Here is a 19,877-nt window from a genome sequence, read left to right on the forward strand (position 1 = left end):
CTAATCCACACGATAAATAGTCATATCCCAGATAACCCCGGTCCGCCGGGGTTATTTTTACCTGTAAAAGGCTAAGATTGGATTTACGCCTTATCCTGCAACGCCTGATGCAGTTCCTGATAGGATGCCACCAGCGACTCCAGCGTCGCACGATTCAGCCCGCTTGGGTTCGGCAGTACCCAAACCTGAGTTTCCCCAATACGCTGCTCCTGACGCCCCCATGGGACCTTTTTGATACCAAACGCCTGACTGAACGCTTGCTTACCTAGCACGGCCAGCGCACGCGGCTGATAGCGTTCCATTTTCTCAACAATCGCATTGCCGCCTTGCAGCAACTCATCTCGCCCCAGCTCAGTAGCTTCAACCGTTGGGCGCTCCACCAGCATGGTGATACCGCATCTGGTGTCCAGCAGATGCTGTTCTTCGGCGGGCGTCAGCAACCGCTCAGTAAAACCCGCCTGATGAATCACTTTCCAGAAGCGATTACTGGGGTTCGCGAAGTGGTAACCGTGATGGGCCGTCGACAGCCCAGGGTTAATGCCGCAAAAAACCACCTGAAGATTCATGGCCAGAATATCGGTAATCATGTCTTTCCCTACTTCCATTGACTACAGCCATCGTAAATTCTGATAAGAATAACAACAAGCTATCTTGAGTATAAAACCACCACCCGGCAGATAGGCTATAGACCTCCCCCCGCACATTACCGTATAATCATCGCCCATTCGGCCCCTTAGCTCAGTGGTTAGAGCAGGCGACTCATAATCGCTTGGTCGCTGGTTCAAGTCCAGCAGGGGCCACCAAATTCAAGGAGTTGCGTTAATAGCGCAACTCCTTTATTTTTTGGTGCCGGTTTATATTTATCAGGGAGAAGCGAGATGGAATGGAAAACCAAGGCGGTCTGTTGCATTCTGGCTGTGGTGAGTGCCCTCGCTGGCTACGATTGTTACCTCAAGCATAGCGGCCCGTCCTGCCTGGAGGTGACGTATGAGCAAGCCATCGACTATGTGAAACGTGATCTCCTGACACACCGTATTCCACGCTGGGCTAAATTCCAACCCGAAAACCTCGGTACCGCGACACCTGTTATTGCTTTTGATAAAGCCGATTCATCTACCTTATCCAACCCCGAGGTTTACCTCCTGTCATTCACCGTCTCCGGCCCACAGAAATCACACGCGCTGTTTGCCATGTACGAATGTAAAACAGGTTCAGTTGAGTATGCGTCGAAAGACTAAAGGATGAATTAGCCCACGCATTCACGTCTTAATTATCTGCGAACACACGTCGATAAACGCGCGCAGTTTGGGCTGGTTCCTCGCGGCTCTTGAGAAATACAGAAAGAGGCCGTCATTTCCCGGCGAAAGATCGAGTAACGCGGCTTCCAGCGTGCCGTTTGCCAGCTCGCGTGAGGTATGGAAGGTGGAGGAGTAGATTAACCCGACGCCCCGAACCGCAAGGCTGCGCATCAGTTCCCCATCATTTACGGTAACTGTGCCCGTAGGCTCAATTCTGACGCTTTCCTTATTTTCGATAAACTCCCACCGATAAATGTCCCCCTTTTCAGGGCGGCGAAAACGAATGCATTCGTGATGCACCAGATCGCGCGCCACTTTCGGCTTTCCATGCGTGTTGAAATAGTCCGGCGATCCAAATACTGCCCATTTAAAGGGCGGAGAAAGGCGTATCGCAATCATATCCTGCTCGATGTATGAACCGATCATGATACCGGCGTCATAGCCTTCAGAGACAAAGTTATCGTGACGATTACTCACCGTGATATCGACATGCAAATTCGGCCACGCCTGACGAAATGCAGGTATAAGCGGCTCGATAACATGGGGCAATGCCAAGCGTTCTACAATCAGCTTCAACGTCCCCGACGGTTTTTTTGCCGATTGAGCCACATCTTCAAAGCCTGTCGCGATAGCCTGTGCCGCAGGCCCGATTCTCAGCAACAGGTCTTCACCTGCTTCCGTCAATGCCATCTTGCGCGTCGTGCGGTGGAAAAGCAGCACGCCGAGACGATGCTCCAGTTTCTGCAGCGACAAACTCACCGATCCCGGCGTCTTACCGAGATCGATCGCCGCTTTGCGAATGCTCAGTCGTTTCGCTATAGCCAGAAATTCGGAGAGTCCATCAAAGCTATCGGATTGCCCCATCAGGGTTCCTCATCGTCATGCCATACAGGGAGCGTCAAACGCACTTTACGATAATTTATCACGCCAATTCAAAAGTATTACAGCGATTTTTTAAACAATACGTTCCGTTTTTGCCGTCTATTTTCAAGCAGTTATCGCGGATATAGTGGCGACCATCACCACCTGCTGAAAGGAGTTTTTTATGTCAATCATCAAGCGCTGTGCTGGTCTTATCGCCGCAATGGCTGTGTTTGCCGCAGCTTCCCCCGTTTTCGCCCAAGCTAGCCTGAAAGAAGAAAAGGTCTTAATCGTCGTCTCCAGTCTGGATAAAAAAACACCCGATCTCGTTGGCGGCTTCTGGTTTCCAGAACTCACTCATCCGGTCGAGGTTTTTGACAAAGCTGGGCTGGATTACGATATTGCGAGTCCCAAAGGTGGGATGTCTCCGTTTGACGGGTTCGATCTCAAGGATCGGGCAAGTCTGGATTTCTGGACTAACCCGGAACACCGCAACAAACTGGCTAATTCCATCCCGCTGGCAAAGGTTGATCCCGCGAAATATAGCGCGATCCTGCTGGTTGGAGGACATGGACCAATGTGGGATTTCGTCAACAATCCTGAGTTGATCAACATCGTGCGTACCATGTACGAGAAAAATGACATCATCAGTGCCGTTTGCCACGGCCCGGCAGGCTTGCTGAATGTGAAGCTCAGCAATGGTGAACTGTTGATTAAAGGCCGTCGCCTTACCGGTTTTACCGCGGAAGAAGAAGCGTCCCGTAATTACGACAAAATCGTTCCGTTTGAACTTGAAGCGGCACTGAAAAAGGATGGCGCAACATTTGAAGAAGCCCCAATCTTTGAAAATAAAGTCGTCGTTGATGGGCGACTGATCACCGGCCAAAACCCGGCATCCGCTCAAGCGCTGGGCGAAGCCGTCGTCAACGCACTGAAAGCGAAAGCGTAATTACCGTATCAGCAGGCGTTAGGGGAAAACACCTAACGCCTGTCGGCGCGAATCATGCCCGCACGCAGAGATGCCGTGACTCGCGTCACATAACCAGACGGGGGCATTGCCGCAGAGATTCAGGATTGTATAGTGTTCTAACAAGACGTTACCGCCAATGGCGGGCGAGACTTGGGCAGAGGTGAGTAGTGATACTCTCTTCTGCCCAAGTTTTTTTTTGCCTGTCATCCGGCGGCTCCCAGCGCGGAGCCACAGCCCGACACAGCGTAATGATGTAGAAAACGATAAGGAGAAATACCATGAAAGCATTCCCCGACGGATTTTTATGGGGCGGTTCAGTCGCAGCAAACCAGGTTGAAGGCGCATGGAATGAAGACGGTAAAGGCGTATCCACCTCCGATCTTCAGCTAAAGGGCGTACATGGTCCGGTGACGGAACGCGATAAGAACACGAGCTGCATCAAAGATCGGGCAATCGATTTTTATCATCAATACCCGCAGGATATTCAGCTGTTTGCCGAAATGGGGTTCAAGGTGTTGCGCACCTCGATTGCCTGGACGCGCATTTACCCCGAAGGCGATGAGGCAGAACCTTGCGAAGCCGGTCTGGCCTTCTATGATCGCCTGTTCGATGAAATGGCAAAACATCAGATTCAGCCGCTGATTACACTGTCGCATTATGAAATGCCGTACGGTCTGGTGAAAAAACTGGGAGGCTGGGGCAACCGCGCCGTCATCGACCATTTTGAGAAATATGCCCGTACCGTTTTTAGCCGCTACAAAGACAAGGTGAAATACTGGCTGACCTTCAATGAAATCAATATGGCGTTGCACTCGCCCTTTACGGGCATTGGGCTGAGCGGCGAACCCTCGAAGCAGGAGATTTATCAGGCGATTCACCACCAGCTGGTTGCCAGCGCACGCGCGGTAAAAGCCTGCCATGACCTCATCCCGGATGCCAAAATCGGCAACATGCTATTGGGCGCGGTACGCTACCCCATGACCTGCCATCCGAAAGATGTGCTGGAAGCGCAGAACAAGAACCGTGAATGGCTGTTCTTCGGTGATGTGCAGGTACGCGGCACCTATCCGGCCTGGATCCAGCGCTATTTTCGGGAAAATGGCGTCGAACTCACCATTACCGCACAGGACAAAGACGATCTGAGCCACACCGTAGACTTTGTCTCCTTCAGCTATTACATGAGCGGCTGCGCAACCTTCGAGCCGGAGAAATATCAGTCCTCACGCGGCAACATCATCCGCCTGATTCCTAACCCGCACCTTGAGGCGTCCGAATGGGGCTGGCAGATCGATCCAGAAGGTCTGCGTTTCCTGTTGAACGAGCTGTATGACCGCTATCAGAAACCACTGTTCATCGTGGAAAACGGACTGGGTGCGCGCGATGTGGTGGAAGAGGACGGCAGCATTCACGACAGCTACCGTATTGATTACCTGCGTCGCCATCTGATTCAGGTGCGCGAAGCCATCGACGATGGCGTCGAGCTGCTGGGCTACACCAGCTGGGGTCCGATCGATCTGGTCAGCGCGGGAACAGCGCAGATGTCAAAACGCTACGGCTTTATTCATGTCGATCGTGATGATGAGGGTAACGGTACGCTGGAGCGTCGGCGCAAAGACAGCTTCTACTGGTATCAGGATGTGATTAACAGCAACGGAAAGTCGCTGTGATCCTATAGAACATAAGATAATAGAGAAAATCAGACGGCGTGTTCACACAGCGCCGTCTGATGACGTGTATTACGCTAGCGCGATAATCGTATCCCCTACCCTCAACTGACGAGCGGAGCCCGGACTGAATAAGTGGTACTCATCCGCATTCGTCACCACCATCGGCGTCACCGTGTCGTAGCCTGCCTGCTTGATTGCTTCCAGATCGAACTCCAGCAGCAACTGGCCTTTTTGCACCTTGTCACCTTCTGCAACGTGCATCTGATAATGCTGGCCTTCCAACTGCACCGTATTGATGCCGACATGAATCAGAATCTCCGCACCGTTCTGCGAAAGAATACCGACGGCATGGCCGCTGCTGAACGTGCTGGCAATCACGCCGTCCACCGGTGAATAGATGCGGCCTTCCTCAGGCAGAATAGCAACCCCCTGCCCCACCACGCCGGAAGAGAACACCTTATCGTCCACGTCTTCCAGCAAGATCAGTTCGCCTTTTACCGGCGCTCCCAACTGTTCCGCCGTCGCCGGCGCGTCTTTTAGCGGCTGGGCAGGTGGCACAGCATTGGCATGCTGGCGTGATACTGGCGCAGCGGGTGTCGCAGATGTTGATGATGAACCTGTAGGCGCAGGCGTGCTCTCCGCAGGCGGCGTCGGATCGTCAAATCCCACAATAACCGTCAGTACAAAACTCGCGGCGAAGGCAATAGCACAACCAATGAGGAACCCGACAAAGCCTTCGCCGTAGAAGATCGGCAACGTCAATAACCCAGGCATCCCCATAGAAACCGCCGAGCTTTTCGCATAGCCGACAATGGCGCCCCCGATGGCAGCAGCGATCACCGCGCAGATAAACGGTTTCTTCAGCTTCAGCGTAACCCCATAAACACCGGGTTCCGTGATGCCAAACAGCGACGCGATAAAGGTACTGCCTGCCAACGCTTTGAGCTTTTTATCTTTGGTGCGCACCATCACGCCCAGCAACGCGCCAGACTGGGCAAAAACCGACGGGCTGGAAGCGGCTTTAAGGTAGCTGTGCCCCATGACGGAGAGATCGTTGATGAACACGGTCACAAAGCCCCAGTGAACGCCAAATATCACTAAGACCTGCCATGACGCCGCCATCAGCGCGCCCGCAATAATCGGGTTGAATTCATAGATACTGACGAACACCGACGCAATGAGTTTACTGGCCGAAATCCCAATCGGCCCGATGGTCATCAGCGTTAGCGGCACCATCAGCACCAGCAGGAAAAACGGCGTCAGGATATTGCGCACACTTTCATGAATATGGCGATTCAGGAAACGCTCGATATACGACATCAGCCACACGCTGAAGATAATTGGAATTACCGAGGCAGTGTATTTCATCATCACCACAGGCAGGCCGAAGAACGTCACAGGCTGACCGGCATCAAATAAGCCCTGAATCGTCGGGTAAACCAGCGCGCCGGCAATCGACACCGCCACAAAAATGTTGGTTTCAAATTTACGTGCAGCGGTAATCGCCAACAGCATCGGCAGGAAGTAGAACAGGCTGTCGGACGCCGCATGCAGGATGACATAGGTACTTTCTTTGGTATTCAGCCACCCGAGCGCCAGGACGATAGCCAGCGCGCCTTTCAGCACCCCCGCCGCCGCCATCGCGCCCAACAAAGGGGTAAAGATCCCGGCAACCAGATCGATCAATCGTCCCATGACCGAGGTCGATTGCTCGTTTTCAGTCGTCTGGCGTTTTCCGTCGCCATCCTCCAGCAGTTTGGAGATCGAACCAAAAGCGCGATACACCTCCGGCACCCGATTCCCGATCACCACCTGCAATTGCCCTGATGCGTTGATAACCGTAATGACGCCTTCCTGCGCCTCAAGCGCAGCCACATCCACCTTACCGTGATCAACAATCTTAAAGCGCAAGCGTGTTGCACAATGCACCAGAGTAGAAACGTTCGTTTCCCCTCCGACTAACCTCAGAATATTTTCAGCGAGCACTTTGCTATTCATAATGACTTCCCGTTTCGTCAATGGCTGCAACTGCCTAATACACGTCATCCCGCTTGTTTTCCGCTGGCCAGCTGGAAAATAAGCAAAAAAAAACCTGGATAAAGCAGCGTGCGGTATACGCTGCTTTATCCAGGTCTCGCCCAGAAACTTCTGGTGACGTCCTTTGCTGTTTTCTAACAAGTTCACGCGGAGAAAGCTATCTCTACGTTTTATTCTGTGAAAACAGTCACTAAATTTCTATCCATCTAAATTTCTATCCATCAGGCGAAGTCGCCCGACCTACGCGCCGTAAAACGAAATGGCGCTTCTCAGAAGAAGCGCCATCGGCAATGTTACTGCTTGCCCTGCTTCTTCAGCCAGGCTTCCATTTGGTCGATCTCCGGCTGCTGAGCTTTAATAATCTCTTGCGCCAGCTTGCGCAATTCCGGGTCTTTACCGTATTGCAATTCCGTCTTCGCCATATCAATCGCGCCGCGGTGATGCGCAATCATCCCTTTGGCAAAGGCAATATCAGGGTCGCTGGACTGTAACCCGTCCATCATCTCGGCATGCATCGCATCCATTCCTTTCATATACGCCTGTTGGGACGACGCCTCGCTCGCTGAGCCATGGCCGCTATGCGCGCTGTCAGCGGCAAACGAGAGAACCGGAGCCAGCAAGGTCGCCGTTAATAACAAATGGACTTTCTTCATCACAACCTCTCAATCAGTCACAGGACTTCTTGAGGGTAGACGTTCCAGTAAGGGGAAGGTCAAGGGAGGATTCAGATATCTTCGACCAAACGCAGACACACACGATTACGCCCCTGCGCTTTCGCTTTATAGAGCTGCTCATCTGCCAACCCGATCAGATCGTACGTATTGCCGCCTTCATACTGGGGAAACGTGACCACGCCAATGCTGGTCGTAAAACGGATTTCCCGGCCATCGGACAGCACAAGCGGCGTGGATTCCGTCAGATGCCGTAGTGTTTCAGCCATCACTTCGGATTGTTCAGCCGTCAGATCATAAGCCGCAATAACGAATTCCTCCCCACCCCAGCGGCAAAGAATGTCGCTCGGCCGAATATTCGCGCTCAGCATGCGGGCAAAGCTGGCAATCAATTCATCACCGCTGGCATGGCCGTAGGTATCGTTGACCTGCTTAAAATAATCAATATCCAGAAATAGCAGCGTTAGCTGACGCTTTCTCTTATTCATCAGCACGCCCTGCCTCCCATGCAACATGCTCAGGAAAGCGCGACGATTGAAGGTATTCGTGAGTGCGTCCTTCAGGCTGTTGCTTTCGATGATTTTAATCAGTCGTCGGTTCATCGAAACAAAATGAGAGACGCTTAACATCGCCATAATTAACATCGCGATGTTCAGTCGTGCAGTCGTGAGAAACGAATTAATGTACGCCTCAGAATTTGAATTGATGAGTATACCGACCTGATTAATATAAAGATAATTCAGTATTACGCCTGTAATCGCACAGAGCAACGACATGATCGGGAAAGAGTAATTGAATGCACACAGCGTGAGCGGAATAACGGACAGCGTAATCAGGCTCGCGTCCTGAAAAAACAGGCTCACCAATAAGAAAATAATGAAGACCAGAAAGGGAAAAATATTCTCTCTGATGTGCTTAGGACAAAGAGGAATATTCCGCAGCGCCCGCAGGATGTCTTTAGCGCGCAGGAAAAAGAACGCGAGAATAATACCAGTTCCCAGTTGTTCACTGAACCAGTCCATAAACTCGGCATAGCGGTTCCCCGTATCGTAGACATACGCATAAAACCCATACGCTACGCCGGATGAGAACGCACCGACAAACGTCGAAGCGAAAATAATATAGACGTAATATTTGCTGAATTTTTCAAATGTCGACCACTTACCGGTAAACCGACACATCAGGCAAAAAGCGCACCAGGCCGTTACCACAAAGACCATATTGCACAAACATAACAGCACTTTGGTTTTTAACGGTGAATTATTGTCCATCCATAACGCCGCCGATAGCATCGCCACATAACTCACTAAAAAACCGATACCGATAGAAAGCGTTTTACCTTTCAGCGTCCCGTTTCTGGCTCTGAAATTAATCATGAGGCAAAAAACCAGAATATTGGCGGGCCAAAACAGCGACAGCTCATCCAGCACCCGAAACCGAAATCCCAGACAGCTCACGATGAGGGTGGTCAAGAACAGAAACGGCATGAATTTTATAGTTTTTAACGTCAAATCGTTATTCATCTGTCCTTTACCGCCCGCTGTCCAATGTCCGATGACCCCGCCTGCTTTCTCCGCGTGAGGATAGCATTAATCATTTCCCGACTCACGGCACGATGGTAGAGGGAAAAATAAATAAAAAAAACCACCGGATCGAAGCATTACCTATGAGGTAATACGTCAACCCGATGGTCTTAGTGGCTGAGCTATTTCAGATATCGCGCGGATTCATGAAATAGCGCGTTATTCCGCAGGAACCGGCTTACCGTCAGCTTTTGGCGGTTGAGTCAGTCGTTTTTCAAAGCTGTCGTTGTACTGTTTCTTCTGTTCTGGCGTCAGGACATTGTAAATCTTGTTCTTGGTTTCCAGCCCGTTAAGCATTCTGGCCTTGTGCTCCGCGTCGGCTTTATCCAACTGCGCCTGTGCTTTTGCAGTATCAAAGGTATCTGATGCGATCAGGTTATGCATATCACGACGGTCGTCTTGCATCGCTTTGTGCATTTTCTCGCGGGATGCTTTCATGATGTCTTTAATTTGCTGCTTCTGCGCTTCCGTCAAATTCAGCTCCTTAAACATCTCATCCGGCCCCATCATGCCGCGATGCTCCCGACCCTCTTTCATCATCATCTTGTGTTCCGGGCCTGGACCTTTCGGCGCTTCATTAGCATGCGCGATACCTGCCGCGCCCAATGCCAAAGAAGAAGCAACCAGCATTGCAGTGAGTTTACGCATATTTCATTCCTCTCTCTGAATTGACTTATCGGCGGCGGCTGCCGCGCTACGAGAGAAAGTATAGGCTCGACACCTTCAGTTAATTAGAGCAAGGGTAAATATCTGCAAGCGTCAGCTCCACATTTGCGGCAATTATGGAGAATGAGGAGGAATTGTGTAAGGAAGCGGAAGTATTACGTTAACGAAATAGGGCGTACGAAATATCGTATTAACACTGCGGCACGATATGGCTGAAAAATGCCAGCGGAGCGGTTACCGCAGTGAGCGTCTGAACGCGCTGGCTTCTTGTGCCAGTGCATCAAGGTGGGCATGAATGACCTTCATTTTCTGAAGCAGCGGATTTCGTTCCGGCGAACTATCCATCGCACTCAACTGCGCAGAGAGCCGTTCAATCTGCGTACAAAGGTAAGCGTCACGCTCTTTCGCCTGAAGCAACTGCTGCTGGAGGGACTGATGTTCCTGCCGCCACGTCTGCTGCTGACGCTGAACGCTTTGCTCTAACGCACGGAGTGCGCTATCCAGACGATATTCCAACTCTTCCACCCGCATAACAGTACCTTTGCCCGATAAACCCGCGGATTATAATGTCACACGCCCCCGACAACAAACACTCCAGCGCACGATCCCTTGCCTGCATCTGCTTTCCCCTAATATTCGCAATGACATCAATCACAATAAATACACATAAATTTCACAACTCACTCAATTACAGCTAGATTGAACACAAGAACTCATCAGACCAGTTAACTTCACCGGAGAGTGCAATGACTGCCTACCCTACGCTGCTTTCCCCGCTCGATCTTGGCTTCACGACGTTAAAGAACCGCGTGGTGATGGGCTCCATGCATACCGGACTGGAAGAACACCCGGACGGCACCGAAAGGCTGGCGGCATTTTACCGCGAGCGGGCGCAGGGCGGCGTTGGCCTGATTGTCACAGGCGGTATCGCACCCAATGCCAAAGGTGCCGTTGCCAAAGGCGGAGCGACCCTGCATAACGAGGCGCAGCTCGCGCATCATCAGGTGTTGACGCAGGCGGTACACGACGCGGGCGGGAAAATCGCGCTGCAAATTCTCCACGCCGGACGCTACAGCTATCAGCCCGATCCGGTTGCACCATCGGCCATTCAGGCACCGATTAACCGCTTTGCGCCACGGGAAATGAGTTCGCAGGATATTGTGCAAACCATCGATGACTTTGCCCGTTGCGCCGCGCTGGCGCAGCAGGCGGGTTACGATGGCGTGGAAATCATGGGGTCGGAAGGCTACCTGATTAATCAGTTTTTGGTCACACACACCAACCATCGCGATGACGAATGGGGCGGCGATTTTCAACGCCGCTGCCGCTTCGCGCTTGAGATTGTTCGTGCCGTGCAGGAGCGAACGGGGCCAGACTTCATCCTGATTTACCGTTTATCGATGCTCGACCTGATAGAGGAAGGATCAAGCTGGCAAGAAATTGTGCAGTTGGCGCAGGCGGTTGAACAGGCTGGCGCCACCCTCATTAATACCGGCATCGGCTGGCATGAAGCGCGTATCCCGACTATCGCCACGCTGGTGCCGCGCGGCGCCTTCGGCTGGGTCACGCAGAAGCTGATGGGGAAAGTCCGCATCCCGCTGATTACCACCAACCGCATCAACGATCCCGGCGTGGCAGAACAACTGCTGGTCGAAGGCTGTGCCGACATGGTGTCGATGGCCCGCCCTTTTCTCGCCGATGCCGAACTCGTGGCAAAAGCGCAGTCGGGGCGCAGCGATGAAATCAATACCTGCATCGGCTGTAATCAGGCCTGTCTCGATCAGATTTTTGCCGGAAAGGTCACATCCTGTCTGGTCAACCCACGTGCCTGTCACGAAACCGAGCTGCCTATCCACCCCGCCAGAGTCGGTAAACGCTTTGCGGTGGTCGGCGCGGGGCCTGCCGGTATGGCCTTTGCCGTCAACGCCGCTGCACGCGGCCATCAGGTTACGCTGTTTGAATCCTCTTCTTATATCGGCGGCCAGTTCAATATTGCCAAACAGATCCCCGGCAAAGCCGAATTTTATGAAACGCTGCGCTACTATCGTCGACAGCTCGAACTGCTCGGCGTCACGCTACGTCTGAGCACGCAGGCGACGCCCACCGATTTACTCGGGTTTGATGACGTGATTCTGGCCTGTGGCATCGTGCCACGGACTCCTGAGATTGCAGGTATCGATCATCCTAGCGTGCTGAGCTATCTGGACGTGCTGCGTGATAAAAAGCCGGTCGGCAAACGGGTCGCCATTATCGGCGCAGGTGGCATCGGTTTTGATACCGCGCACTATCTTATGAATAAACAGAGCGTTCCTGACGGCAATCATCGCCTGAATCCTCATCCTTCTCAGGCAGGGTACGGCAGCTTTTATGCAGAATGGGGCATTGATACGCAGTTGCAGCACCGGGGTGGCCTGCTGCCTCATCAGCCGGACGGGCTTCCCCACCAGCGGGACATTACGTTATTACAGCGGAAGACCGGCAAGCCCGGTGAAAATCTGGGGAAAACCACAGGTTGGATACACCGTACCACGCTGCTGCGCCACGGCGTCACGCTACTGGGCGGCGTGGAATATCACCACATTGATGATGAGGGGCTGCACATTATCCACGCCCAGCAAATGCGCTGTCTGCCGGTGGATAACATCATTATCTGTGCCGGTCAGGAACCCAACCGCAAACTGTACGACCCCTTATTGGCGGCCGGATGTCACGTTCACCTGATTGGCGGTGCCGATGTGGCACAAGAATTAGACGCCCGCCGGGCGATCGATCAGGCTACCCGGCTGGCGTTAACGCTATAATTTAGGCGAGGGGTTTAGCGGGACGACCCCGTTTTCACCGCACGCAGTATGACGAATTTCGTGTTGCTGGCGACGGTTTCACAGTTGCCGAACAGACGCTTCAGCTTGTGGAAATAATCCAGATGGCGATTCCCCACAATGCGCAGTTCTCCGCCAACCTGAAGGCAGCGCCTGGCATCCATAAACATCTGCCAGGCGATTTCATCCGTCACGGCCTGTTGCTGATGGAATGGCGGATTACACAAGACCGCCTGCAACGTATCACGCTTAACGCGAGCCAATCCGTGGTTCACTACGAAGCTACAGCGCTCAACATCCTGCGGGCAGTTAACCTCAACGTTCATCTGACTTGAGGCTACCGCCATATAGGATTCATCAAAGAAGCCGACGGTGGCCTCCGGGTTAGCTTTCAGCGCTGCCAGCCCAATGACGCCGTTGCCACAGCCGAGATCGATGATCTTACCGTCGATGTGTTCCGGCAAATGCTGCATAAAGAAACGTGCGCCGATATCCAACCCATTACGCGAATACACGTTTGCCTGGTTTTGAATACGATAGCCGTAACCATCCAGCTCCCACTCGGTAGTAAGTGACTGCTCACTTACTTTTAGTTCCGCCCACTCACAGTGAACCAGACGCGCCTTTTTCCAGGCCAGCGAGGTTTTCGTCGGCCCCATCACACGTTCAAACAGTTGCAATGTAGAGGTGTGAATATCCCGCGCTTTCGCGCCGGCAATAATGCGTGTCTGCGGCGTGACGACCTTACGCAACATTCTCAACTGGTGTTCCAGCAACGCGATCGTTTTCGGTATTTTAATCACCACCAGCGCAGGTGCCTCGGGTAGATCCGCCATGCTATCCAGCAGTGTTACCGCATTGGCATCATAGCCATTCAGTTCCAGATTATGCCGCGTTGCCAGTTGGCTGAGATAAGAGTCGCTGATACTGACAGGCGATTGCGCCTGCAAACCACAGGCTAGCGCACCAAACGTATCATTGAAAATCAGACGCGGACCCGGCGCGATTTCCATCGTGGACAGTTCACGCAGCAGGTATTCATCTGCGGCATCCCACGCCTGTAGCGCCGAGTTTTCAGCGACCTGAGGGTAACGCACCAACGTCAGGTTGCACGTTTCCAATTCGAGTTGGCTCATTGGCCTCTCCTGCATCATAAAATTTGCGCTGTTTATCCCTTAAAATAGTCCGTCAGTAAATGCTTTTCTCTGCCGGAACGGGAAATGATTGACGTTGCCTTGTCATTTCACCGTGATAATCTGCATAGACATCACCAATCCCTTCAGGATACCAAACGCTTATGATTCGCTTCGCTATTGTAGGAACCAGTTGGATCACCCGTCAGTTTGTTGATGCCGCCCATGAAACCGGCAAGCTGAAGCTCACCGCCATCTATTCACGCACGGCAGAAAAAGCGCAGCCGTTTCAGGCCGATTACATGGTGGATACGATCTTTGATTCACTGGACGCCATGGCGAAATCCGATCTGATCGACGCCGTGTATCTGGCAAGCCCTAACTCACTGCATTGCGAACAGGCTCTGCTCTTCCTGAGACACGGCAAGCACGTCATCTGTGAAAAACCGCTGGCTTCCAACCGCTATGAAGTCGAACAGATGATCGCCTGCGCCAGAGAAAATCAGGTTGTGCTCTTTGAAGCGTTCAAAACCGCCAGCCTGCCCAATTTTAGCGTGATCCAGCAGGCGCTGCCCAAAGTCGGCAGGCTGCGTAAAGTGGTGCTGAATTACTGTCAGTATTCTTCACGCTACCCGCGCTATCTGGCGGGCGAGAACCCGAATACGTTCAATCCTGCATTCTCCAACGGTTCCATCATGGATATCGGCTACTACTGCTTAGCCTTCGCCGTGGCGCTGTGGGGCGAACCGTGCACCACGCAGGCCAGCGCGACGCTATTGGAAAGCGGCGTAGACGCACATGGCAGCGTCATCCTGAATTACGGCGATTTCGATGTCACCATCATCCATTCCAAAGTCAGCCATTCCACGATACCCAGTGAAATTCAGGGGGAAGACGGTTCACTGGTGATTGAAAAAGTCTCCGAATGCCATAACGTGAAATTCATTCCGCGTGAAGGCAAGCAGTTGGATCTCAGCCAGCCGCAGCATATCAACAGCATGCTGTACGAAGCGGAAGTCTTTGCCGCGCTGGTCAACGATAACGACATCAACCATGCGGAACTGGCACGATCGCGCACCGTCGCGGGGCTGCTGACGGAAATTCGCCGCCAAACTGGCGTCGTGTTTCCTGCCGACGCCGCAGCGCCGGGAAACGCGGAATAAGGCAGCGATAATTATTTGACCAGGATCATCTTTTCACCTATCTTCTGTCAGGCAAAGGGGAGTAACTTTTCCGCCAGCTAATCGTCATTACGATGCGTTCCGCATCCGGTTACTGGGCAACCTTGATGAGACAGCTTCATTAATGTTGTAAGTGAGACCTTGCCGGAAGGCGAGGTGCATTTGCAGCTTTAATAACAAGCGGCCAGCGTCCTTCCGACGTTGGCCGTTTTTGTTTCTATTTAAGGATCTTGCTATGCACACCATCGGCACGCCATGGTTATGGGGCAGCTTCGCTGCCATTGTTATAGTGATGCTGGCCATCGACCTGTTCTATCAAGGGCGCAAAGGGTCGACGGTAATGACGTTCAAGCAGGCTGCCGTCTGGTCTATCATCTGGGTTACGCTCTCGCTGCTGTTCAACGCCGGTTTCTGGTGGTATCTGGACGGTACGATGGGCCGCGAAGTAGCCAACGCCCAGTCGCTGGCCTTCCTGACCGGTTATTTGATCGAGAAAGCGCTTGCCGTCGATAACGTCTTCGTCTGGCTGATGCTGTTCGGCTACTTCGCCGTTCCCCCGCAATACCAACGCCGCGTGCTGATTTACGGCGTGTTAGGCGCCATCGTTCTCAGAACGCTGATGGTGTTTGGCGGCAGCTGGCTAGTCACGCAGTTCCAGTGGCTGCTCTACGTGTTCGGTGCGTTCCTGCTGTTCACCGGCCTGAAAATGGCGCTGGCGAAAGAAGATGACGGGGCGATCGGCGACAAACCGCTGGTACGCTGGCTGCGTAGCCGTTTGCGTATGACGGATACCATCGAGAACGAAAAATTCTTCGTCCGTCGTAACGGCATCCTGTATGCCACGCCGCTGTTTCTGGTGCTGATTATGGTTGAAATCAGCGACGTGATTTTCGCCGTAGACAGTATCCCGGCTATTTTCGCCGTCACAACCGATCCCTTTATCGTGCTGACGTCGAACCTGTTCGCCATTCTGGGACTGCGTGCGATGTACTTCCTGCTGGCTGGCGTAGCTGAACGCTTCTCGCTGTTGAAATATGGTTTGGCCGTCATCCTGATCTTTATTGGTACCAAGATGATGCTCATCGACATTTTCCATATTCCGGTGGCCATTTCTTTGGGCGTCGTTGCCAGTATTCTGATCATCACCATGCTGATCAACGTCTGGGTCAACAAACGCGCCGGGCGTTAATCCTTACCTCTTATCTCCGCACGGTTCCCGCCGTGCGGAGACCGTTTTACTCATTCCATCGTTGCTGCATTCCATCGCTCCTACCCATGCGCAACGGCCCGCAGGGTGACGGACACGGATGTCCGTCATAAAAAAACGTCGGGAGCGTTTTTCAACGTTGCGTAGCAACGGCCCGTAGGGTGACGGACAAAGATGTCCGTCATAAAAAACCACATCATTGCTTTTCTCAAAAATAAATTTTCATATACTGACACGTGCAAACACATTTCGTTACGGAAAGAAAAAATCACCCGACGTATGTCAGAGGTGCCAAATCCGTACAGACAACCACTTAGCGGAACGGTTATCCCGTCAAAATTATGGAAACTCAACAGTCTCGTTTTTTGCAGTACATTACTCGCGGCAGCCTGGTTAAACAGATTCTTCTGGGGCTCGCAGCCGGGATTATTCTGGCCTCGCTGTCTACGCAGGCCGCACTGGCTGCCGGTTTATTAGGAACGCTGTTCGTCGGCGCATTGAAAGCCGTCGCCCCCGTTCTGGTATTGGTGCTGGTCATGGCGTCTATCGCTAACCACCAGCAAGGGCAGAAAACCAATATCCGCCCGATCCTGTTTCTTTACCTCATCGGCACCTTCTCTGCAGCGCTGATTGCCGTTGTGCTCAGCGTCCTCTTCCCTTCCACGCTAGCGCTTAACGCGCAGGCCGCCGACATCACGCCACCATCAGGTATTGTCGACGTGATGAAGGGGCTATTGATGAGCGTCATCGCCAACCCGATTCACGCGCTGCTGAATGCCAACTACATCGGGATTCTGGTTTGGGCCGTTGGTCTGGGTATTGCGTTCCGCCACGGTTCGGACAGTACCAAGAGCATGATTAACGATGCCTCTAACGCGGTCACCATGATTGTGCGTGTGGTCATTCGTTTCGCCCCACTGGGGATTTTCGGTCTGGTCGCGTCAACGCTGGCGGAAACTGGCTTCGGCGTGCTGTGGGGCTACGCCCACCTGTTGATGGTGTTGATTGGTGGCATGCTGCTGGTGGCGCTAGTGATCAACCCGCTGATCGTCTACTGGAAGATTCGTAGCAACCCTTATCCGCTGGTGCTGCGCTGCCTGCGCGAGAGCGGCGTGACAGCCTTCTTTACCCGCAGTTCCGCAGCCAACATTCCGGTGAATATGGAACTGTGCCGCAAACTGAATCTGGATGAAGACACCTACTCTGTCGCCATCCCGCTGGGTGCAACCATCAATATGGCAGGCGCTGCGATTACTATCACAGTGCTGACGCTGGCCGCCGCGCATACGTTGGGTATTCAGATTGACGTGCCTACCGCGCTGCTGCTCAGCGTCGTGGCGTCACTGTGTGCCTGTGGCACATCGGGTGTGGCGGGAGGTTCACTGCTGCTGATCCCGCTGGCGTGCAGCATGTTCGGTATCTCCAACGATATCGCCATGCAGGTGGTCGCGGTTGGCTTCATCATCGGCGTATTGCAGGACTCTGCTGAAACCGCAGTGAACTCCTCAACGGACGTGATGTTCATCGCCGCCGTATGTCACGCGGAAGACGCCAAACTGGCGGAAAAAGAGCGCTTAAATCTGCTGTAACCGATTAGGGATTACGCGCCCTCTTCCTCTAACGCCGTCCGCTTTAAAACGAACGGCGTTAACATGATGAGAAATTCCCTAATTACGCCTTCTTCTCTACGCTAAAAGGATCGATGCCGCGCTGCTGCATGCGCCAGAAGCGGATGATGTTAAAGCCGTTCATCACCAGAAAACTGCCTTCGATCAGCGATCCACCAATCGATCCCAGCCAGATATTGTGTACCACCCAGCAGGCGGTTGAACACCACATCACGCAGCGCGTCGTCAGCCCAGAGGTGCGGAACAACGCCCAGGTACTGGCAACCGTACCCGCTATCGGCAGCAGTTCCATCGCATGGTGCATACCCGACAAACCAAAGAGCAGCGTCAGTGAGATAAAGACAAACATCACGAGGATGTTGTGTGTTTTCAGTGAGATTAGCGTACGTGCCGAGTTCAACAATGCGCTGGCACCTGCTGCATTTGCCCCCATCAGGAAGAAATGCAGACCAATGACGGCGCTGTATGCCGAGAGCTGTATTTTGAATTTTTGATCGTTACGGTTGAAAAACATGGTGATACCGACCAGAAATGCCAGTACACCAACAGACTGGGCAATCCAATACTGTGTCATGATCCCTGCCTCTAAAAGTTGCTGCGAAAAAAAACGGCGCCATTATAAAAATGAAACGCCGTTTTATTTTAATTGGAATAAATGATATTTACAACGTCACGCCGCTCTTAAATATGGCTAATTCACGGAAGTCGTTCACTTCATTCTTCGTCCGCTTGCCGTCAGCAATCTCGACAATTAGCTCGACAAACTGACTCAGCAGTTCGTCCATCGGCATGTCGTGGATCAGACGCCCCGCATCGAAATCAATCCAGTGCGGTTTTTTCTTCGCCAGTTCGCTGTTGGTCGCCAGTTTTACGGTAGGCACGAATCCGCCGTAAGGCGTGCCGCGTCCGGTACTGAACAACACCATATGGCAGCCAGCCCCCGCCAGGGCGCTGGTCGCGACGGCATCATTCCCCGGCGCACTGAGCAGGTTGAGCCCCGGAGTATGTAAGCGCTCACCATATTTCAGTACGTCCACCACTTTGCTCTGTCCGGCTTTTTGCGTACAGCCCAGTGATTTCTCTTCCAGCGTGGTGATCCCACCCGCCTTGTTACCCGGCGATGGGTTCTCGTAAATCGGCTGGTCGTGCGCGATGAAGTACTGTTTGAAATCGTTCACCATGTGGACGGTTTTCTCAAACGTGGCTTCATCACGGCAGCGGCTCATCAGAATACGTTCCGCACCGAACATTTCCGGCACTTCGGTCAGCACCGTCGTGCCGCCGTTGGCGATCAGGTAGTCGGAGAAACGGCCTAACAGCGGGTTGGCAGTAATACCGGACAGCCCATCAGAGCCACCGCATTCCAGGCCAAACTTCAGCTCGCTCAGCTTGCCCGGCTCGCGTTTGTCATGGCGCATCGCCTCATACAGCGTATGCAGACGTTCCAGACCCGCTTCAACTTCATCGTCCTGCTGCTGGCACACCATGAACGTTACGCGATCGGAATCAAAATCGCCCAGCGTCGTGCGGAATGCATCAACCTGATTGTTCTCACAGCCCAGACCGATCACCAGCACCGCCCCCGCATTCGGGTGACGCACCATGTTTTGCAGCATCGTACGGGTGTTTTCGTGATCCTGACCGAGCTGTGAACAGCCGAAGGTATGACTAAACAGATAAACGCCGTCGATACCTTCCGCGTCATTGGTTTCTTTCAGGAAACGCTGCTGAATCTGACGCGCGATCCCGTTCACGCAACCGACGGTTGGCAGAATCCACAGTTCATTACGGATACCGACATCGCCATTTTTACGACGATAGAGCTGCACGTCCCGATCGCCCATTTGCGGCGGCAGGTCGATAAACTCAGGCTGGTACTGATATTCATCCAGATCGCTCAGGTTGGTTTTCGCATTCTGGGAATGAATATGTTCTCCGGGGGCAATAGACACCAAAGCATGGCCGATCGGCAGGCCATACTTGGTAATCATTTCTCCCGGTGCGATGGTTTCCAGCGCGAACTTATGTCCGCGCACGACAGGTTGCTGAAGTGTCACCGTATGGCTATCCACCGACACCGTTTCGCCTTGCTCAACATCACGCAGGGCGACAGCCACATTGTCCAGAGAATGAATTTTTATAATACTTTGCATGGA

17 protein-coding genes and 1 tRNA gene are annotated in these 19,877 nt (G+C 52.9%); 8 read left to right on the plus strand and 10 right to left on the minus strand.

What is annotated here, in order from left to right:
- Nucleotides 1-83: 83 nt before the first annotated feature.
- Nucleotides 84-587: a G/U mismatch-specific DNA glycosylase gene (mug, locus tag WCT94_RS02345; protein WP_336867705.1), complete on the minus strand. Its 504-nt coding sequence runs from the start codon at nt 585-587 to the stop codon at nt 84-86.
- 140 nt (nt 588-727) lie between these two features.
- Here mug and WCT94_RS02350 point away from each other — a divergent pair.
- A tRNA-Ile gene (locus tag WCT94_RS02350) sits at nt 728-803 on the plus strand.
- A gap of 75 nt (nt 804-878) precedes the next feature.
- On the plus strand, nt 879-1,238 hold the full coding sequence (locus tag WCT94_RS02355) for a YebF family protein (protein WP_336867706.1): 360 nt from the start codon (nt 879-881) through the stop codon (nt 1,236-1,238).
- 21 nt (nt 1,239-1,259) lie between these two features.
- Here WCT94_RS02355 and WCT94_RS02360 read toward each other — a convergent pair whose 3' ends face one another.
- Complete coding sequence (locus WCT94_RS02360) at nt 1,260-2,162, minus strand: LysR family transcriptional regulator (RefSeq protein ID WP_336867708.1); 903 nt, start codon at nt 2,160-2,162, stop codon at nt 1,260-1,262.
- Nucleotides 2,163-2,343: 181 nt separating this feature from the next.
- Between WCT94_RS02360 and WCT94_RS02365 the strand changes: the two genes are divergently transcribed.
- Together WCT94_RS02365 and WCT94_RS02370 are read left to right on the plus strand one after the other, a co-directional pair.
- The gene (locus WCT94_RS02365) at nt 2,344-3,108 is read left to right on the plus strand and encodes a type 1 glutamine amidotransferase domain-containing protein (RefSeq protein ID WP_336867709.1); all 765 of its coding nucleotides are present in this window, start codon (nt 2,344-2,346) and stop codon (nt 3,106-3,108) included.
- A gap of 299 nt (nt 3,109-3,407) precedes the next feature.
- Nucleotides 3,408-4,796, plus strand: coding sequence for a glycoside hydrolase family 1 protein (locus WCT94_RS02370; RefSeq protein ID WP_336867710.1), 1,389 nt, complete (start codon nt 3,408-3,410; stop codon nt 4,794-4,796).
- A 69-nt stretch (nt 4,797-4,865) separates the two neighbouring features.
- Here the strand turns inward: WCT94_RS02370 and WCT94_RS02375 are convergent, their stop codons facing one another.
- The 5 genes from WCT94_RS02375 to WCT94_RS02395 all read right to left on the minus strand — a co-directional run bounded on the left by WCT94_RS02375 (nt 4,866) and on the right by WCT94_RS02395 (nt 10,284).
- Nucleotides 4,866-6,794: a beta-glucoside-specific PTS transporter subunit IIABC gene (locus tag WCT94_RS02375; RefSeq protein ID WP_336867711.1), complete on the minus strand. Its 1,929-nt coding sequence runs from the start codon at nt 6,792-6,794 to the stop codon at nt 4,866-4,868.
- A gap of 332 nt (nt 6,795-7,126) precedes the next feature.
- Nucleotides 7,127-7,486 carry a CopM family metallochaperone gene (gene copM, locus WCT94_RS02380; protein ID WP_336867712.1) on the minus strand — a complete coding sequence of 120 codons (360 nt, stop codon included), beginning with the start codon at nt 7,484-7,486 and terminating at the stop codon, nt 7,127-7,129.
- A 71-nt stretch (nt 7,487-7,557) separates the two neighbouring features.
- The gene (locus tag WCT94_RS02385; protein WP_336867713.1) at nt 7,558-9,027 is read right to left on the minus strand and encodes a GGDEF domain-containing protein; all 1,470 of its coding nucleotides are present in this window, start codon (nt 9,025-9,027) and stop codon (nt 7,558-7,560) included.
- 219 nt (nt 9,028-9,246) lie between these two features.
- Entirely contained in the window at nt 9,247-9,735 is a 489-nt protein-coding gene (gene spy / locus WCT94_RS02390; RefSeq protein ID WP_336867714.1) for an ATP-independent periplasmic protein-refolding chaperone Spy, read from the minus strand.
- 252 nt (nt 9,736-9,987) lie between these two features.
- Nucleotides 9,988-10,284 carry a hypothetical protein gene (locus WCT94_RS02395; protein ID WP_319848899.1) on the minus strand — a complete coding sequence of 99 codons (297 nt, stop codon included), beginning with the start codon at nt 10,282-10,284 and terminating at the stop codon, nt 9,988-9,990.
- Between the two features lie 215 nt (nt 10,285-10,499).
- Between WCT94_RS02395 and WCT94_RS02400 the strand changes: the two genes are divergently transcribed.
- Nucleotides 10,500-12,554, plus strand: coding sequence for an NADPH-dependent 2,4-dienoyl-CoA reductase (locus tag WCT94_RS02400; protein WP_336867716.1), 2,055 nt, complete (start codon nt 10,500-10,502; stop codon nt 12,552-12,554).
- 14 nt (nt 12,555-12,568) lie between these two features.
- On the opposite strand, the gene rlmG is transcribed toward WCT94_RS02400, so the two are convergent.
- A complete protein-coding gene (gene rlmG / locus WCT94_RS02405) occupies nt 12,569-13,708 on the minus strand; it encodes a 23S rRNA (guanine(1835)-N(2))-methyltransferase RlmG (RefSeq protein ID WP_336867718.1) in 1,140 nt (379 codons plus the stop codon).
- A 161-nt stretch (nt 13,709-13,869) separates the two neighbouring features.
- On the opposite strand from rlmG, the gene WCT94_RS02410 reads away from it, so the two are divergent.
- From WCT94_RS02410 to sstT, 3 genes are all read left to right on the plus strand, one after another.
- Nucleotides 13,870-14,868 (plus strand): Gfo/Idh/MocA family protein, encoded by a 999-nt coding sequence (locus tag WCT94_RS02410; RefSeq protein WP_336867720.1) that lies wholly within the window; start codon nt 13,870-13,872, stop codon nt 14,866-14,868.
- Nucleotides 14,869-15,121: 253 nt separating this feature from the next.
- Nucleotides 15,122-16,075, plus strand: a complete 954-nt coding sequence (locus tag WCT94_RS02415) for a TerC family protein (protein WP_336867722.1) — start codon at nt 15,122-15,124, stop codon at nt 16,073-16,075.
- 359 nt (nt 16,076-16,434) lie between these two features.
- Nucleotides 16,435-17,682, plus strand: coding sequence for a serine/threonine transporter SstT (gene sstT / locus WCT94_RS02420; RefSeq protein ID WP_336867724.1), 1,248 nt, complete (start codon nt 16,435-16,437; stop codon nt 17,680-17,682).
- Nucleotides 17,683-17,764: 82 nt separating this feature from the next.
- Here sstT and WCT94_RS02425 read toward each other — a convergent pair whose 3' ends face one another.
- Complete coding sequence (locus tag WCT94_RS02425; RefSeq protein ID WP_012773239.1) at nt 17,765-18,295, minus strand: YgjV family protein; 531 nt, start codon at nt 18,293-18,295, stop codon at nt 17,765-17,767.
- 88 nt (nt 18,296-18,383) lie between these two features.
- Nucleotides 18,384-19,874 carry a UxaA family hydrolase gene (locus tag WCT94_RS02430; RefSeq protein ID WP_225086827.1) on the minus strand — a complete coding sequence of 497 codons (1,491 nt, stop codon included), beginning with the start codon at nt 19,872-19,874 and terminating at the stop codon, nt 18,384-18,386.
- Nucleotides 19,875-19,877 lie beyond the last annotated feature (3 nt).

This window comes from Pectobacterium sp. 1950-15, assembly GCF_037136835.1.
GTDB lineage: Bacteria > Pseudomonadota > Gammaproteobacteria > Enterobacterales > Enterobacteriaceae > Pectobacterium.

What these genes read in the sequence shown, in the direction of transcription:
- mug (WP_336867705.1), bottom strand. Translation starts at nt 587, where the DNA reads ATGATTACCGATATTCTGGCCATGAATCTTCAGGTGGTTTTTTGCGGC.
- WCT94_RS02355 (WP_336867706.1), top strand. Translation starts at nt 879, where the DNA reads ATGGAATGGAAAACCAAGGCGGTCTGTTGCATTCTGGCTGTGGTGAGT.
- WCT94_RS02360 (WP_336867708.1), bottom strand. Translation starts at nt 2,162, where the DNA reads ATGGGGCAATCCGATAGCTTTGATGGACTCTCCGAATTTCTGGCTATA.
- WCT94_RS02365 (WP_336867709.1), top strand. Translation starts at nt 2,344, where the DNA reads ATGTCAATCATCAAGCGCTGTGCTGGTCTTATCGCCGCAATGGCTGTG.
- WCT94_RS02370 (WP_336867710.1), top strand. Translation starts at nt 3,408, where the DNA reads ATGAAAGCATTCCCCGACGGATTTTTATGGGGCGGTTCAGTCGCAGCA.
- WCT94_RS02375 (WP_336867711.1), bottom strand. Translation starts at nt 6,794, where the DNA reads ATGAATAGCAAAGTGCTCGCTGAAAATATTCTGAGGTTAGTCGGAGGG.
- copM (WP_336867712.1), bottom strand. Translation starts at nt 7,486, where the DNA reads ATGAAGAAAGTCCATTTGTTATTAACGGCGACCTTGCTGGCTCCGGTT.
- WCT94_RS02385 (WP_336867713.1), bottom strand. Translation starts at nt 9,027, where the DNA reads ATGAATAACGATTTGACGTTAAAAACTATAAAATTCATGCCGTTTCTG.
- spy (WP_336867714.1), bottom strand. Translation starts at nt 9,735, where the DNA reads ATGCGTAAACTCACTGCAATGCTGGTTGCTTCTTCTTTGGCATTGGGC.
- WCT94_RS02395 (WP_319848899.1), bottom strand. Translation starts at nt 10,284, where the DNA reads ATGCGGGTGGAAGAGTTGGAATATCGTCTGGATAGCGCACTCCGTGCG.
- WCT94_RS02400 (WP_336867716.1), top strand. Translation starts at nt 10,500, where the DNA reads ATGACTGCCTACCCTACGCTGCTTTCCCCGCTCGATCTTGGCTTCACG.
- rlmG (WP_336867718.1), bottom strand. Translation starts at nt 13,708, where the DNA reads ATGAGCCAACTCGAATTGGAAACGTGCAACCTGACGTTGGTGCGTTAC.
- WCT94_RS02410 (WP_336867720.1), top strand. Translation starts at nt 13,870, where the DNA reads ATGATTCGCTTCGCTATTGTAGGAACCAGTTGGATCACCCGTCAGTTT.
- WCT94_RS02415 (WP_336867722.1), top strand. Translation starts at nt 15,122, where the DNA reads ATGCACACCATCGGCACGCCATGGTTATGGGGCAGCTTCGCTGCCATT.
- sstT (WP_336867724.1), top strand. Translation starts at nt 16,435, where the DNA reads ATGGAAACTCAACAGTCTCGTTTTTTGCAGTACATTACTCGCGGCAGC.
- WCT94_RS02425 (WP_012773239.1), bottom strand. Translation starts at nt 18,295, where the DNA reads ATGACACAGTATTGGATTGCCCAGTCTGTTGGTGTACTGGCATTTCTG.
- WCT94_RS02430 (WP_225086827.1), bottom strand. Translation starts at nt 19,874, where the DNA reads ATGCAAAGTATTATAAAAATTCATTCTCTGGACAATGTGGCTGTCGCC.